The following is a 16,009-nucleotide window of genomic DNA, read 5'->3' as shown; positions in this document are numbered from 1 at the left end:
GGCCCGGATCGGCCCCGATCGGCAGGCCGGAGGGTGATCGCTTCGCGACGCACCGGGCCGACGTCGTTACAATGGAACACGGCGCAGGGCTGCGGGAGGGAAAACCGCAGGCCGAGGCGTGTTCCCCGAATGTGAGGCAGCTGAGGTGGCGACATCTCGGTTCGTCATGATCGACCGCTGCGAAAGGGCGTAAGTGGCAGCCGCAAGAACCGCAACCCGAAGCGGGACGAAGACACCGACCGCAGCCGGCGAGCCGGCCGACGAGGCAGCCACCGGCGAGGCGAAAGCCGAGCCGAGCACGACCGCCACCAAGTCGGCAGGCGCGAAGAAGACCGCGGCGAAGAAGGCACCGGCCAAGAAGGCCGCCACCAAGGCGAAGGGTGACGACGCCGATCCGGACGGCCCTGCCGAGCTGGACGAGTCCGAACTCGAGAGCCCGGACCTGTCCGACCTCGAGGAGGTCGAGGTCGACGTGGTCGACGAGACGGTCAACGACGAGGCCGCCGACGACGACTCGGACGACGAGGAGGAGGACAGCGGCACGCCCGCGGCCCGCCGCCGCGGCACCAGCACCTCCGACAAGGGCAAGTCCTCGGACAATCCGGACTTCGTCTGGGACGAGGAGGAGTCCGAGGCGCTGCGCCAGGCCCGCAAGGACGCCGAGCTCACCGCGTCGGCCGACTCGGTGCGCGCCTACCTCAAGCAGATCGGCAAGGTCGCGCTGCTCAACGCCGAGGAGGAGGTGGAGCTCGCCAAGCGGATCGAGGCCGGGCTCTACGCCGCCGAGCGCGTGCGGGGCGCCGAGGAGGAGGGCGAGAAGCTCGTCACCCAGATGCGCCGCGATCTCAAGTGGATCGTGCGCGACGGCGAGCGGGCGAAGAACCACCTGCTCGAGGCGAACCTCCGGCTCGTGGTCTCCCTGGCCAAGCGCTACACCGGCCGCGGTATGGCGTTCCTGGACCTGATCCAGGAGGGCAACCTCGGCCTGATCCGCGCGGTGGAGAAGTTCGACTACACCAAGGGCTACAAGTTCTCCACGTACGCCACCTGGTGGATCCGCCAGGCGATCACCCGCGCGATGGCCGACCAGGCCCGCACCATCCGCATCCCGGTGCACATGGTGGAGGTCATCAACAAGCTCGGCCGTATACAGCGCGAACTCCTGCAGGACCTCGGCCGCGAGCCGACGCCCGAGGAGCTCGCCAAGGAGATGGACATCTCGCCGGAGAAGGTCCTGGAGATCCAGCAGTACGCGCGTGAGCCGATCTCGCTGGACCAGACCATCGGCGACGAGGGCGATTCGCAGCTCGGTGACTTCATCGAGGACTCCGAGGCGGTCGTGGCGGTGGACGCGGTGTCGTTCACGCTGCTGCAGGACCAGCTCCAGTCGGTGCTGCAGACGCTGTCCGAGCGCGAGGCGGGCGTGGTCCGGCTGCGCTTCGGCCTCACCGACGGCCAGCCCCGCACCCTCGACGAGATCGGCCAGGTCTACGGCGTCACGCGGGAGCGGATCCGGCAGATCGAGTCGAAGACGATGTCGAAGCTGCGGCACCCGTCGCGGTCCCAGGTGCTGCGCGACTACCTGGACTGAACCACCCGCACGGAAACGCCGAAACCCCGCCTGCCGCATTCGCGGCGGCGGGGTTTTCCGTTTCCGGGACCGAATGCGGCCATTGTGGACGATCCCGATCCGGACCGCCGCTTGCATTCGCCGGTGCGGACAATGGCAGTGGGAGACCGGGCAATTCCGTGACACCACTGCACCCGGCGTCACCCCGGACCGGCCGTTCGCGCCGTTCCGGCGCTGCCCCCCGGAACACCCGGAACAGTTCCGGAACCCTGATCGCGGGTACGCAGGTGGATACCCACCGCGACGCCGGGGACGGCACAACACCCGAAAGTCGGTGATTGGCGACCCCACCGCGGAAATCGTGACTGTTTGGTTGCCTGAAAGCGGAGATCGCACCGGCGTCGGGCATTATGCTGCGCCGACAACGAGCGTCGGCATTCGGAAGGCAGCACCGGATAGTGTTTTCCACGAAAACTCAATCGCGCCCGAGCCCGGCGGGCCCGGCGGGGCGGAGCGGATCCTCCGGCCCCGGTGAATCGAGGAAACCATGATCGGCTTCCTCATCCGCCGCTTGGTGAACTACATCGCGCTGTGTCTCGTCGCGACCTTCGCGGCGTTTTCCCTCGCGTCACTGGCCTTCAGCCCGCTGGACGCGCTCAAGCTGCGCAATCCGCCCGCGCCGCAGGCGACGATCGACGCCAAGTCCGCCGAGCTGTACCTGAACCAGCCGATCCCGCAGCGGTTCTTCACCTGGCTCGGCGGGGTGCTGCAGGGCAACTTCGGCCGCACGATCGCCGACCAGCCGATCACCGACGAACTGTTCCGCCGGGCCGGGGTGAGCCTGCGGCTGTTCCTGCTCGGCATCACGATCGGCATCATCATCGGCGTACTGGTCGGGGTGCTGAGCGCGATCCGGCAGTACAAGATCAGCGATTACGTGGCCACCACGTTCTCCTTCGTGGTGCTGTCCACGCCGGTGTTCGTGATCGCGACCATCCTCAAGGCCGGCGCCCAGTCGGTGAACGACAACCTGCTCGGCGGGTACCAGTTCTTCATCGTGCAGGGCGAATCCGGCACCGTCGACGGCGGATTCGGCGACGTGCTGCTGGATCGCCTGCAGCACATCATCGTGCCCACCCTGGCAATCGTGCTGACCCAGGTCGCCTACTACAGTCGTTACCAGCGCTCCGCGATGCTCGACGTGCTCGGTTCGGACTTCCTGCGCACCGCGCAGGCCAAGGGCCTCACCCGGCGGCGCGCGCTGTTCAAGCACGGCCTGCGCACCGCGCTGATCCCGATGGCCACGCTGTTCGCCTTCGGCTTCGGCCTGCTCATCACCGGCGGCATCTTCACCGAGAAGATCTTCGGCTGGTACGGCATGGGCGACTGGCTGGTGACCGGAATCCAGAAGCAGGACACCAACATCGTGGCCACCGTGACCCTGTTCATCGCGGTCTGCGTCCTGCTGGCCGGCTGGCTCGCGGACGTGCTCTACGCCGTGCTCGACCCGAGGGTGAGGATCTGATGGCCACTCCCCTGAACGAGGCCGATCTGGCCGATTCGGCCGTCACCGCCGCCGATGCGCGCAGCGAGAAGAGCGACAAGTCCTCCGGCCGCGGCAAGCTCGTCGCACGGCGGTTCTTCCGCAACCGGCTCGCGGTCGCCGGGCTCATCGTGATCGTGCTGTTCTACCTGCTGGCGTTCACCTACAGCTGGTACTCGCCGTGGGCCTACGACGAACTGGACCCGGCCGCCACGCTCATGCCGCCGGACGGCACGCACTGGTTCGGCACCAACCAGATCGGCGGCGACATGTTCGCCCAGGCCATGCGCGGGCTGCAGAAGTCGCTCACCATCGGCCTGCTGGCCGCGCTGTTCTCCACCGGGGTGGCCTCGATCGTCGGTGCCGCGGCCGGGTACCTCGGCGGCTGGACCGACCGGATCTCGATGTGGATCGTGGACCTGCTGCTGATCCTGCCGCCGTTCCTGATCATCTCGATCCTCTCGCCCGCTTTCCGCGGCAAGACCTGGCTGATCCTGGTGGGCCTGATCGCGCTGTTCCAGTGGATGATCACCGCCCGCATCGTGCGCGGGATGACGCTGACCCTGCGCGAGCGCGAGTTCGTGAAGGCCGCGCGGTTCATGGGCCAGCCGGCCTGGCGGATCATCGCCAAGCACATCGTGCCGAACATGGCCTCCCTCCTGATCATCGACGCGACGATCAACGTCGGGGTCGCGATCATCACGGAGACCTCGTTGTCCTTCTTCGGTTTCGGCGTGCAGGCGCCGGACGTGTCGCTGGGCACGCTGATCTCCGCCGGATCGGACGCGGTCCGCACGTTCCCCTGGCTGTTCTACATCCCGGCCGGATTCCTCGTGGTCACCGTGCTCGCGGTGAACTTCGCCGGGGACGGCCTCCGCGACGCGCTCGACCCGTCCTCCAGCCGCTCGCGGCGCAAGGAACGCAAGCGGATCAAGGAAAACGCCGGAAAAACGAAATCGCCCGCACCGGAAACCGTGGGAGCGCAAGCATGAGCGCCGCACCCGAGTTGAGCGCGGAGACCGGGAAACCCACCGGTACCGTCCTGGAAGTCTCGGACCTCGATGTGTCCTTCCCGTCGGAGTCCGGCCGGGTGCACGCCGTGCGCGGGTTGAGTTACCAGGTCGCGGCGGGTGAGGTGCTCGGCATCGTCGGCGAGTCCGGATCCGGCAAGTCGGTGTCCTCGCTCGCGGTGATGGGCCTGCTGCCGCCGCAGGCCCGGGTGTCCGGCTCGATCCGGTTCCAGGGCAGCGAGCTGATCGGCAAGTCGGACACCGACCTGTCGAAGATCCGCGGCAAGAAGATCTCCATGGTCTTCCAGGACCCGCTGTCCGCGCTCACCCCGGTGTACACCGTCGGCGCGCAGATCGCCGAGGCACTGCGGGTGCACGCCAAGGGCTCGATGAGCAAGCAGGAGGCGAACAAGCGCGCCGTCGAGCTGCTCGATCTGGTCGGCATCCCGAACGCGGCGCAACGCGCCAAGGCGTTCCCGCACGAGTTCTCCGGCGGGATGCGCCAGCGCGCGGTGATCGCCATCGCGATCGCCAACGATCCGGACCTGATCATCGCCGACGAGCCGACCACCGCGTTGGACGTCACGGTACAGGCGCAGGTGCTGGAGGTGCTCAAGACCGCGCAGGAGGTCACCGGCGCGGGCATCGTGATCATCACGCACGACCTCGGCGTGGTGGCCGGGTTCGCCGACCGGCTGATGGTGATGTACGCCGGGCGTGCGGTGGAGCAGGGCCCGGTGGAGACGATCTACGCGCAGCCGCGGATGCCCTACACGCTGGGTCTGCTGGGTTCGATCCCGCGGGTGGACGCGCAGGAGAAGCAGCCGCTGGTGCCGATCGAGGGCCAGCCGCCGTCGCTGGTGGACCTGCCGCCCGGCTGCCCGTTCTCGCCACGCTGCCCGCTGGCGATCGACGCCTGCCGCGAGGCCGAGCCGGAACTGCTCACCATCGCGCCGGGGAACCCGCACGCACCGGTCGACACCACACACCGCGCGGCCTGCATCCGTACCGAGGAGCTGGCCCGGCCGGACGCCGGCGCGGCCGAGGTGTACGGCGCCGAGGTGATCGAGGAGGCGCCGGTCGCGTCCGTGCCGCGGGCCGAGCGCACCACCGTGCTCGACGTGCGGGAACTGGAGAAGCACTACTCGGTCACCAAGGGCGCGGTGCTCAAGCGCAAGGTCGGCGACGTGCGCGCGGTCGACGGGATCAGCTTCGACATCGTCGAGGGCGAAACACTGGGCCTGGTCGGCGAATCCGGCTGCGGCAAGTCGACAACACTGATGGAGATCCTCGAGCTGGCCGCGCCGTCCGCCGGTTCGGTGGCAGTACTCGGCAAGAACGTCGCGAAGCTGGGCGGCAAGGATCGCAAGGCGATCCGGCGGGATCTGCAGGTGGTGTTCCAGGATCCGATGGCCGCACTGGACCCGCGGCTGCCGATCGGCGACGTGATCGCCGAACCGATGGTCGTGCACGGGTACGGCAAGGCGCACATCGAGCAGCGGGTGCCGGAGCTGCTCGGGCTGGTCGGGCTGCGGGCCGAGCACGCCGAGCGGTACCCGGCGGAGTTCTCCGGCGGGCAGCGCCAGCGCGTCGGCATCGCCCGTGCGCTCGCGCTGGAGCCGAAACTGATCGTGCTGGACGAGCCGGTGTCCGCACTCGACGTGTCGATCCAGGCGGGCGTGATCAACCTGCTGGACGAGCTGAAGGCCAAGCTCGGCCTGTCGTATCTGTTCGTCGCGCACGACCTGTCCGTGGTGCGGCACATCGCCGACCGGGTGGCGGTGATGTACCTGGGCAAGATCGTCGAGATCGGTGACGTGCGCACGGTGTTCGAGATCCCGCAGCACCCCTACACCCAGGCGCTGCTGTCCGCGATCCCGATCCCGGACCCGGCGCGCGAACGCGAGCGCGGCCGGATCATCCTGACCGGCGATCTGCCGAGCCCGGCGAACCCGCCGTCCGGCTGCCGGTTCCGCACCCGGTGTTTCGTGTTCGCCCAGTTGTCCGAAAAGGACAAGCAGAAGTGCATCGACGTCGAGCCACCGCGCGAATCCCGCGCCGAGGACCACGACGTCGCCTGCCACTACGCCAAGACCCGCGAAGTCGTGTAGCCACACATCCGTTGGCACACCAGGGAAGAAAGGTACACACCATGCGACGGAGAATGGCCGCACTCGTGGCTCCCGTTGCCGCACTGGGGCTCGTGCTCACCGCCTGCGGCGGCGGCAACAGCGGCGGCAACGGACTGCAGGACGCCGGGACACAGGGCGTCAAGACCGCCGACATCAACGAGCAGCCGCTGGACAAGCTGAAGGACGGCGGCGACTTCAAGTGGCCGGTCGACCAGTTGCCGGACAACTGGAACTACAACCAGGTGGACGGCACGCTCCTCGACGGTGCCAACATAATCGGCGCCGTGATCCCGTACGTGTTCTCCCAGAACTCGGACGCGACGGTCTCGCTGAACAAGAACTACGTCACCTCCGCCGAGCTGGTCAGCTCGGATCCGCAGGTGGTCGAGTACAAGATCAACCCGAAGGCGAAGTGGGGCAACGGCCGCCAGTTCTCGTGGGAGGACTTCTCCGCGCAGGCGACCGCCCTCAGCGGCAAGAACACCGCCTACCAGGTGTCGGGCACTACGGGCTACGAGGACATCTCGAAGGTCGAGAAGGGCACCGACGACCAGGACGTGAAGGTAACCTTCGGCAAGAAGTTCGCCGAGTGGAAGTCGCTCTTCTCACCGCTTTACCCGAAGGAACTCAACTCCGACCCGGAGGCCTTCAACAAGGGCTGGGCGCAGAAGCCGGCGTTCACGGCGGGACCGTTCAAGATCAAGTCCGTCGACCAGACCGGCAAGACCGTGATCCTCGAGCGCGACCCGGCGTGGTGGGGTGACAAGCCGAAGCTGGACACGATCACCTACAAGGTCGTCGAGCGCTCCGCGCTGCCGGACGCGTTCGCCAACGGCCAGATCGACTTCTACAACCTGAACAACGACATCAACCTGTTCAAGCGAGCGCAGTCGGACGCCAACACGGTCGTGCGGCAGTCCAGCTACCCGGACTACACGCACGTGACGTTCAACGGTGCCTCGTCGTCGATCCTCGCCGACAAGGACCTGCGGCTGGCGATCATGAAGGGCATCGACACGGTCACCATCTCCAAGTCGATCCTCGGCCAGATGCAGAAGGACACCGCACCGCTGGGCAATCACCTGTACCTCAAGGGCGCCAAGACCTACGAGGATCACTCCGGCCCGTACAAGTTCGACGCGAACGCGGCCAAAGCGCAGCTGGACAAGCTGGGCTGGAAGCAGTCCGGCGACTTCCGCGCCAAGGACGGCAAGCAGCTGAAGGTCCGCCTGGTGATCCCGTCGGAAACCCCGATCAGCCAGCAGACCAGCCAGATCATGCAGTCGCAGCTCAAGGCGATCGGCGTGAACCTGGACGTCCAGTCGGTGCCGACCAGCGAGTTCTTCAAGAACTTCGTGAACGTGGGCAACTTCGACCTGACGCTGTTCCGCTGGATCTCCACCGCCTTCCCGATCGGCGGCAGCAAGGGCGTCTACTACTACGACCCGAACAACATCAACCAGAACTACGGCCACGTCGGCGACGACAAGGTGAACCAGCTGCTCGACACCGCGTCGCAGGAGCTGGACGACACCAAGCGCGCCGCGGACATCAACGCCGCGGACAAGGAGGTCTGGGCGCTGGGCCACCAGCTCCCGATCTTCCAGTCGCCGGGTGGCTTCGCCGTGCGCAAGACGGTGGGCAACTTCGGTTCGCCGGGGTACGCCAACACGCCGTACGACTACGTCAAGATGGGCTTCCTGAAGTAGCCGCTCCCCGAGCGGAACGAGAGCGGCGCGGGCCCGGCCCGCGCCGCTCTTTCCTTTGTAGACACCTAAGGTGGTCTCCCGTGCGGAGTTTCCTGCGGCTGCGGCCGGTGCGCCACATCCTCGTCACGAGCGGGGTGGTGCTGTTCGCCTGCGCCGTGGTGTTCCTGCTGCAGCTGTTCGAGTTCAGCCATGCACGGGCCACCCTCGACGGGCTCAGCACGCAGACGACGGCCACCGTGACCGGTTCCGGCGACGGGTCGGCCACCGTGCGGTTCGCGGTGCCGGGCCGTCCGGAGGCAGGCGCCATCGTGCAGCTGGACAGCACTCCCCCGGCGAACGGCAGCCGGGTACCGGTGCGCTACGACCCGGCGAATCCGGCGCGGGCGGCGATCCCCGGCGCCGTCCCGCTGGTCAGTGCGGACCGCGCCTCGACGTACGCGACGGTCACCGTGGTCGCCGCGCTGGCGGTGCTGGCCGTGGACGGGTTCCTGCTCCTGACGCGGTTCGTCCGGCCCGCTCGTGCCCGGGTGCGGCCCGCGGTGCCGGTACGCCGGGTGAAACTGCAGCGCGGTTTGCTCACCCGGTCCTGGCTGGAGACCGAAAGTGCCTCGCCACGGTGGATTCCGGTGTACTTCTCGCCGCGCCTGATCGGCCTGCCCACGCCGGCCGAGGTCGAGGTGCTCGGCGACCTGCGCCAGGACCGGCACGTCGCGGTCCGGGTGGACGGCGAGGTGCTCTACCCCGCCGGTGCGGTGCGTTCGGCGGAGCCACGCGGCCGCCGGCTCGACAACCCGGCCGAGCCGGACGAGGAACGCAGCGAAGCCGCGGCGCGGCCGGTTCCGCTGCGCCGCCAGTTCCGTGCGGATCTGCCGGTGCTGGCCGTGGCCCCGGTCGTCGGGGTGTTCTGGGCGTTCGTCGACGGCAGCGGGTTCGGCGGCTGGCTCGCGGTCACCGTGCTGCTGGCCATGTTCGGCTTCTGGTGGGCCGCGCTACGCGGCTCCGACCCGTCCTGAGCCCAGTTCCGCCAGCACCTCGGCGAGCTCCGCGTACGAATCGGCCAGCCGGCCTTCCTTCCCGAGCCGATAACGTTCCAGCCGGACGGCCGCGATGTGCCGCGCCCGGTAGTACAGCGCACGTCGCCGTGCCTCGGGCGATTCGCCCAGCCGTCCGTAGCTTTCCCAGAACGCCTCGCGTGCGGTGCCCGGTTTCGCGGACGCCATGAAGATCGGCCAGTCCGCCGCCGGATCGCCCCACCAGCTGCGGTCGTGGTCGAACACGCCGGTGATCTCCAGGTCCGGGGAGACCATCACGTTCACGTGCCACAGATCGCCGTGCAGCAAGCGGGGTTCGGTGATCTCGTCGAGCAGCGCGGCGTCGCGTGCGGCGTGGGTGCCGACCGCACGCACGTCCGCCGCGTCGAGCCCGAGGTCGTCGAGATCGGCGGCGCTGTCCGCGAAGTACCGGACCAGCGTTTCGCTCCACGTGGCGAAGTGCGGGCCCGACACCATCCCGAAACCCGGTCCGGGCACGCCGTGCACCGCGCGGGTGATCTCGCCGAGGCGACGGAAGTAGGGACCGTGCCCGGCGGGTTCGACGCTCGGCAGCACCTCGGGTGCGGGCCGTCCGTCGAGCACGGCCTGCAGCACGTAGTCCCGGCCGATCGTCCGGTGGGTGAAGTCGGCGGCGAGCGTGCGCGGCAGCAGTGGCGCGATCGGCGCGAAGTACGGCGTGGCGAGGTATTCGTTGCGCATGAACTGCGGTTCGATCCGGGTCTGCCGCGCCGGTTCCGGGGCCACCCGCAGGATCACCGGACCGTCGGCCAATTCGACGCGGTAGGTCGTGTTGTAGCCGCCCAGCCCCAGTTCGGTCGCCGCGAGCACGCGGATGCCCGCGCCGAGCGAACGACGGCACAGCAATTCGACGAGCGGCGCGGTGAGCGGCTGCTGGAACGCGCCGGCGGGCCGGTCCTGCGGGTGGAAGTCCACCGGGACATCGTGCCACGGCGTCAGGAAAGCACGAGGCCACGACGTGACAGTGACTCCTCGACGCGCAGCCGTTCCAGATCGCGGTCGACGCCTTCGGGCAGCTCGGCGAGCCGGTGCGCCACCCCCACCTCGCGGCAGGCGGTGACCAGCAGGGCGTCGTAGGCCCGGCGGGTGCCGATCCGCCGCGCGGCGGGCGTACCGGGCGGGTAGTTCGCCAGCACCCGGCGGACCCGGCGCAGATCGGCGGCGACGCGCTCCACCGGCGGTCCGGCCGGAACCGGCCGCGGCCGGCGGCGACACAGCGCCGGGATCCGCAGAGCAGCCCAGAACAACGCCGAGGGGGCAAGACTGACCACGGCGAACAGGACGAGCGACCCGGCCACGCTGCCGGTAGCGACGGCCACGCACCCAGGATAAGCCTCAGGACCGCGCCGTCCAGATGCCGCAGCAGGTGCAACTGCACGGAACCAGTCGCCCCCGGCAAGCCGGTTGACCAGCCCGCCGGCACCGCGGGCCACCAGCAGGAGCCCGAGCAGCACACCCCTCGGCGACCGAGAACGCGAGGTGCCCGGCTGCCCCGGCGCGGGCCTGTCGAACGCGGAAATCGGCGCCCGCCTGCACATCGGCGTGGCCGCGGTGCAGATGCCCGGGTCCAGGGTGCCGGGCTGACCGCCGATGTTCAGCCGTCCGGCCGATCTGCGCGGAGCGCGCTGAGCTTCTAACGTTCCCCCATGGGTGTGCGCAGAACGTTGGACGTGGACGAGGTCCTGAAGCGACAGGACTCCGGCGAGCTGAAGCGGCGGCTCAGGGGACGGGATCTGGTCGGCTTCGGGGTCGGCATCATCATCGGCACCGGCATCTTCACCCTCGCCGGGGTCGAGGCCAAGGACCATGCCGGGCCCGCGGTCACGCTGTCGTTCGTGATCGGCGCGGTGGTCGCCGGGCTCGCCGCACTGTGTTACGCGGAGCTGGCCTCCAGCGTGCCGACCGCGGGCAGTGCCTACACCTACGCGTTCGCCACGCTCGGTGAGGTGTTCGCCTGGATCATCGGGTGGGACCTGCTGCTGGAGTTCGCGCTCGGTGCCGCAGTGGTGTCCCGCGGCTGGTCCGGGTACCTGGCCAACCTGCTCGGCCTGTCCCCCGACTGGTTCGGCGAGGACGCCAAGGTCAACGTGGGCGCGGTGCTCATCATCGCGGTGCTCACCGTGGTCGCGGTGCTGGGCATCAAGTACTCGTCCTGGCTGACCAACCTGCTGGTGATCGTGAAGGTCTCGGTGTGCGTGCTGATCATCGTGGTGGGCGTGTTCTTCATCAAGGGCGCCAACCTCACCCCGTTCGTGCCGCCGGCCCAGCCGCCGTCGGGTGGCTCCGCGGTGCTGGAGCAGCCGGTGGTGCAGGCCGCGCTGGGCATGCAGCAGTCGGTGTACGGCATTGCCGGCATCGTGGCCGCGGCGGCCGTGGTGTTCTTCTCCTACACCGGGTTCGAAGCGCTCGCCAACCTCGGTGAGGAAACCGTCAACCCGCGCAAGGACCTGCGCGTGGGCATCCTCGGCGCGCTCGCCCTGTGCGCGGTGCTCTACGTCGCCGTCTCGATCGTGCTCACCGGCATGGTCCCCTACACCGACATCGACGCCGGCGCCCCGCTCGCGGCCGCGTTCGACAGCGTCGGCCAGCACTGGGTCGGCGCGCTGATCTCGCTCGGCGCGGTGACCGGGCTGACCTCGGTGATGATGGTGGAACTGGTGACCATCGGCCGGATCGGCTTCGCAATGGGCCGCGACGGCCTGCTGCCGAAGGCAATCGGCACCGCGCACCCGCGCTGGGGCACCCCGCACCGGATGACCATCGGCGGCGCGGTGCTGATCGCCGCGCTCGCCGCCTTCGTGCCGATCGACGCACTGTCCGACATGGTCAGCATCGGCGCACTGTCGGCGATGATCATCGTCGCGGTGGCGGTGCCGGTGCTGCGCAAGCGGCGGCCGGACCTCAAGCGCCCGTTCACCGTCCCGTTCTCCCCGGTGGTGCCGATCATCGCCGCAGTGGCGTGCTTCTACCTGATGCTCAACCTCGACGTGCTCACCTGGATCCGGTTCGCCGCCTGGCTCGTGGTCGGCCTGCTCATCTACTACTTCTACGGGCGCAAGCACTCCCGGCTCGCCGGCCGCGAAAAGGACTAGCGGCGCCTCTTATCGTGGGCACATGTACAACCCGGTGCCCGCGCAGGTGGACCTGCCCGGCCTCGATCACGAGGTGCTCGAATTCTGGCGGGCGAACGACGTGTTCGCCCGCAGCCTGGCGCAGACCGAGGGCGGGCCCGGCTGGATTTTCTACGAGGGCCCGCCCACCGCCAACGGCATGCCGGGCACGCACCACATCGAAAGCCGGGTGTTCAAGGACGTCTTCCCGCGGCACCGGACGATGAAGGGCTACCACGTGGCCCGCAAGGCCGGCTGGGACTGCCACGGCCTGCCGGTGGAACTGGCCGTGGAGAAGGAACTCGGGCTCACCGGGAAACCGGACATCGAGAAGTACGGCATCGCCGAGTTCACCGCCCGCTGCCGCGAATCGGTCACCCGGCACACCGACGCGTTCGCCGAGCTGACCGAGCGGATGGGCTACTGGGTCGACCTGAGCGCCGCCTACCGGACCATGGACCCGGAGTACATCGAGTCCGTGTGGTGGTCGCTCAAGCGGATCTTCGACCACGGCCTGCTGGTCGAGGACTTCCGCGTCGCGCCGTGGTGCCCGCGGGACCAGACCGCGCTTTCCGACCACGAACTGGCCCAGGGCTACGAGACCGAGGTGGACCCGTCGGTCTTCGTCCGGTTCCCGCTGACCTCGGGACCGCTGGCCGGCGCGGCCGCGCTGCTGGTCTGGACGACCACGCCGTGGACGCTGGTGTCGAACACCGCGGTGGCCGCGCATCCCGACGTCGGCTACGCGGTGGCCACCGACGGCGAGGAACGCCTGGTGGTCGCGGACGAGCTCGTCGAGCAGGCACTGGGCGAAGGCTGGACGCGCACCGGGGAGTCGTTCACCGGCCGGGAGCTGGAGCGCTGGACCTACCGCCGTCCGTTCGACCTGGTCGAGGTGCCGGACGCGCACTTCGTCCTGCTCGCCGACTACGTCACCACGCAGAGCGGCACCGGTCTCGTGCACCAGTCCCCCGCCTTCGGTGCGGACGACCTCGCCAGCTGCCGTGCCTACGGCCTGCCGATGGTCAACCCGGTCCGGCCGGACGGCACGTTCGAACCCGAGGTGCCACTCGTCGGCGGGATGTTCTTCAAGACGGCCGACGCCACGCTCGTCGCCGACCTGCGCGAGCGCGGCCTGCTGCTGCGGGAGCAGCCGTACGAACACAGCTACCCGCACTGCTGGCGTTGCCACACCGCGCTGATCTACTACGCACAGCCGTCCTGGTACGTGCGCACCACCGCGGTACGGGAGGCCATGCTGCGGGAGAACGAGCGCACCACCTGGCATCCGGAGACGATCAAGCACGGCCGGTACGGCGACTGGCTGGCCAACAACGTCGACTGGGCGCTGTCGCGGTCGCGGTACTGGGGCACGCCGCTGCCGATCTGGCGGTGCCCGGACGAGCACCTCACCTGCGTCGGCTCGCTCGCCGAGCTCGGTGCGCTGGCCGGCCGCGACGTATCCGATGTGGACCCGCACCGCCCGTACCTCGACGAGATCACTTTTGCCTGCCACTGCGGGAAAACCGCCCGGCGCGTACCGGAGGTGATCGACGCCTGGTACGACTCGGGCTCGATGCCGTTCGCGCAGTTCGGGTATCCGCACCGGAACCGGGAGCTGTTCGAGAGCAGTTATCCCGCGCAGTTCATCTGCGAGGCGATCGACCAGACGCGGGGCTGGTTCTACACCCTGATGTCGGTGGGCACGCTGGTCTTCAACCGCTGTGCGTACGAGGACGTCGTCTGCCTCGGGCACATCGTGGCCGAGGACGGCCGGAAGATGTCCAAGCACCTCGGCAACGTCCTGGAGCCGCTGCCGCTGCTGGAGCGGCACGGCGCGGACGCCGTGCGGTGGTTCATGGCCGCGGTCGGCTCACCGTGGGCGAACCGGCGGGTCGGGGACACCACCCTGCAGGAAGCCGTCCGCAAGACGCTGCTGACCTACTGGAACACCGTCGCGTTCCAGGCGCTCTACGGCCGCACGGCAGGCTGGGTACCCTCGGCCGCGGACCCGGCGCCGGCGCAGCGGCCGGTGCTGGACCGCTGGCTGCTCTCGGAACTGCACGACCTCGTGCGCCGCACGGACGCCGCGATGGAGGCGTTCGACCTGCAGGAGGCGGGCCGGCTGCTCGCCGGCTTCGTCGACGAGCTGTCCAACTGGTACGTACGCCGCAGCCGCCGCCGCTTCTGGCGGGGCGACCCGGCCGCGCTGGCCACCCTGCACGAGGCAGTGCGGACGGTGACCCTGCTGCTGGCGCCGATCACGCCGTTCGTCACCGAGCGGGTGTGGCAGGACCTCGTGCTGCCCGCCGAGCCGGACGCCCCGCTTTCGGTGCACCTCGCGGCGTATCCGGTCGCCGACGAGACCCTCGTCGATCCGGTGCTGCGGGAGCGGATGGACCTGGTCCGCAGGCTGGTCGAGCTGGGCCGCACCGCGCGGGCCGAATCGGGGGTGAAGATCCGGCAGCCGCTGTCCCGCGCGCTCGCGTCCGGACCGGGCTTCGCCGGTCTCGACCCGGAGCTGCTGGCGGAAATCGCCGCCGAACTGAACGTCGGGGCCGTGCTGGGCCTCGCCGCGGCCGGCGGCCCGCTCGTGGACACCACGGCGAAGGCCAATTTCCGCCCGCTCGGCAAGCGGTTCGGCAAGGGCGTCCAGGAGGTCGCCAAGGCGATCGCCGCGGCCGACGCGGCGGCACTGCAGCGGGATCTCGCTGCCGGCACGGCAACCGTGCAGGTCAACGGCGAACCCGTTGCGCTGTCGCCGGAGGAGGTGATCGTGACCGAAACCCCGCGCGAGGGCTGGGCAGCGGTCTCCGAAGCCGGTGCGACGCTCGCACTGGACCTGGCCCTGACTCCGCAGCTGCGCCGTGCCGGCCTGGCCCGCGACGCGATCCGGCTCATCCAGGACGCGCGCAAATCGAGTGGCCTGGACGTCTCCGACCGGATCGAACTGCGTTACCGCACCACGTCGGACGAGACCGCGGAAGCCTTGGCCGAGCACCGCGCACTGGTCGCGGACGAGGTGCTGGCCACGGTCTTCGAGCCCGGTGCGCCGGAGTGGGCGGGCAAGCCGTTCACCGAACCGGGACTCGGCCTCACCTTCTGGCTGCGCCGCAGCTGATCACCGGCCAGATGCCGCACGCGCCAAGGACGACGCGTGGTCGGCATCGGCCACCAGCAGTACCGTGCCGAGCGCCGCGGTGACCCACTCGAGCGGCTGCTCGTGCACGCCGTCCACGCCGAGTTCCCGGTAAGTGTCCATAACGGACAGCAGCGTGCCTTCCGCACCGATCCGCGCCCCGGCCACCAAGAGGTGGTGCGGTGCGGGCGGCCGCCACCGGTTCGTCCACAGTGGAGGGATGCCGGTGTCGAGGTAGTCCGTCAGCGCCCGTTCCGGGGTGTCCGGCGCACCCAGCTCCGCCGGATCGACCCTGGCGAGCACGGCCACCCGCGGCAGGTCCCACAGTTCGAGCAGGAGGTCGAAAACCGTTTCGGTGCGCCATGGACCGGTCACCGGGACCACCGCGAGCCGGTGGTCCGACAACGTCTCGATGGCGCCCGCGATCCCGGCCGCGGAGGTACCCGCCCGTGCCGCGTCCCGTGGAACGGGAAGCCGGAAATCCGTGCGGGCGGCGGCACCCGGTGGCAGCGGCGCGGAACCCCGGACCGTGCCCGCGGCCACCGCGACCTCGTCCTGATCGGACACCGCGATACCCGCCGCGCGCAGGATCGCCAATGCGCTGAACGCCGCGGCGAGACCGTCCTTTTGCGGCAGTTCCGCACGCGCCTCGGCGACCAGCCGCGCACCGCCGGGAAGCCAGTGCACGCCCGACAGCCCGGTCTCGTCCAGATCGGAAGACATCAC

The 16,009-nt window shown here is 69.4% G+C and carries 11 protein-coding genes; 8 read left to right on the top strand and 3 right to left on the bottom strand.

Features of this window, described 5'->3' with window-relative positions; translation table 11 throughout:
- Positions 1 to 193 precede the first annotated feature (193 nt).
- The 6 genes from ABD793_RS06355 (at position 194) to ABD793_RS06330 (ending at position 8,977) form a co-directional block, all read left to right on the top strand.
- Positions 194 to 1,591: an RNA polymerase sigma factor gene (locus ABD793_RS06355; protein ID WP_344856321.1), complete on the top strand. Its 1,398-nt coding sequence runs from the start codon at positions 194 to 196 to the stop codon at positions 1,589 to 1,591.
- A 526-nt stretch (positions 1,592 to 2,117) separates the two neighbouring features.
- Positions 2,118 to 3,095: an ABC transporter permease gene (locus tag ABD793_RS06350; protein WP_344856318.1), complete on the top strand. Its 978-nt coding sequence runs from the start codon at positions 2,118 to 2,120 to the stop codon at positions 3,093 to 3,095.
- Positions 3,095 to 4,105, top strand: a complete 1,011-nt coding sequence (locus ABD793_RS06345; RefSeq protein WP_344856317.1) for an ABC transporter permease — start codon at positions 3,095 to 3,097, stop codon at positions 4,103 to 4,105. Before ABD793_RS06350 ends, ABD793_RS06345 begins: the two co-directional genes overlap by 1 nt.
- Positions 4,102 to 6,234 (top strand): ABC transporter ATP-binding protein, encoded by a 2,133-nt coding sequence (locus ABD793_RS06340; RefSeq protein WP_344856315.1) that lies wholly within the window; start codon positions 4,102 to 4,104, stop codon positions 6,232 to 6,234. The genes ABD793_RS06345 and ABD793_RS06340 overlap by 4 nt, the downstream gene beginning before the upstream one ends.
- A 41-nt stretch (positions 6,235 to 6,275) precedes the next feature.
- Positions 6,276 to 7,964, top strand: a complete 1,689-nt coding sequence (locus ABD793_RS06335) for an ABC transporter family substrate-binding protein (RefSeq protein ID WP_344856312.1) — start codon at positions 6,276 to 6,278, stop codon at positions 7,962 to 7,964.
- A gap of 80 nt (positions 7,965 to 8,044) precedes the next feature.
- The gene (locus tag ABD793_RS06330; protein WP_344856309.1) at positions 8,045 to 8,977 is read left to right on the top strand and encodes a DUF3592 domain-containing protein; all 933 of its coding nucleotides are present in this window, start codon (positions 8,045 to 8,047) and stop codon (positions 8,975 to 8,977) included.
- On the opposite strand, the gene ABD793_RS06325 is transcribed toward ABD793_RS06330, so the two are convergent.
- A complete protein-coding gene (locus ABD793_RS06325) occupies positions 8,954 to 9,949 on the bottom strand; it encodes a phosphotransferase family protein (RefSeq protein WP_344856307.1) in 996 nt (331 codons plus the stop codon). The genes ABD793_RS06330 and ABD793_RS06325 overlap by 24 nt on opposite strands.
- Positions 9,950 to 9,969: 20 nt before the next feature.
- Positions 9,970 to 10,353 carry a hypothetical protein gene (locus tag ABD793_RS06320; RefSeq protein ID WP_344856305.1) on the bottom strand — a complete coding sequence of 128 codons (384 nt, stop codon included), beginning with the start codon at positions 10,351 to 10,353 and terminating at the stop codon, positions 9,970 to 9,972.
- 327 nt (positions 10,354 to 10,680) lie between these two features.
- On the opposite strand from ABD793_RS06320, the gene ABD793_RS06310 reads away from it, so the two are divergent.
- Entirely contained in the window at positions 10,681 to 12,126 is a 1,446-nt protein-coding gene (locus tag ABD793_RS06310; RefSeq protein ID WP_344856303.1) for an APC family permease, read from the top strand.
- 22 nt (positions 12,127 to 12,148) lie between these two features.
- Entirely contained in the window at positions 12,149 to 15,265 is a 3,117-nt protein-coding gene (gene ileS, locus ABD793_RS06305) for an isoleucine--tRNA ligase (RefSeq protein WP_344856301.1), read from the top strand.
- Here the strand turns inward: ileS and ABD793_RS06300 are convergent, their stop codons facing one another.
- Positions 15,266 to 16,006, bottom strand: coding sequence for a DUF6885 family protein (locus ABD793_RS06300; protein WP_344856299.1), 741 nt, complete (start codon positions 16,004 to 16,006; stop codon positions 15,266 to 15,268).
- Positions 16,007 to 16,009: the final 3 nt, after the last annotated feature.

The sequence above is a fragment of the Amycolatopsis ultiminotia genome, from assembly GCF_039536925.1.
GTDB classification, from domain to species: Bacteria; Actinomycetota; Actinomycetes; order Mycobacteriales; family Pseudonocardiaceae; genus Amycolatopsis; species Amycolatopsis ultiminotia.
Note: the sequence above shows the minus strand (reverse complement) of the source record. Positions and strands in the feature narration are given on the sequence as shown.

What these genes read in the sequence shown, in the direction of transcription:
- ABD793_RS06350 (WP_344856318.1), top strand. Translation starts at nt 2,118, where the DNA reads ATGATCGGCTTCCTCATCCGCCGCTTGGTGAACTACATCGCGCTGTGT.
- ABD793_RS06345 (WP_344856317.1), top strand. Translation starts at nt 3,095, where the DNA reads ATGGCCACTCCCCTGAACGAGGCCGATCTGGCCGATTCGGCCGTCACC.
- ABD793_RS06340 (WP_344856315.1), top strand. Translation starts at nt 4,102, where the DNA reads ATGAGCGCCGCACCCGAGTTGAGCGCGGAGACCGGGAAACCCACCGGT.
- ABD793_RS06335 (WP_344856312.1), top strand. Translation starts at nt 6,276, where the DNA reads ATGCGACGGAGAATGGCCGCACTCGTGGCTCCCGTTGCCGCACTGGGG.
- ABD793_RS06310 (WP_344856303.1), top strand. Translation starts at nt 10,681, where the DNA reads ATGGGTGTGCGCAGAACGTTGGACGTGGACGAGGTCCTGAAGCGACAG.
- ileS (WP_344856301.1), top strand. Translation starts at nt 12,149, where the DNA reads ATGTACAACCCGGTGCCCGCGCAGGTGGACCTGCCCGGCCTCGATCAC.
- ABD793_RS06300 (WP_344856299.1), bottom strand. Translation starts at nt 16,006, where the DNA reads ATGTCTTCCGATCTGGACGAGACCGGGCTGTCGGGCGTGCACTGGCTT.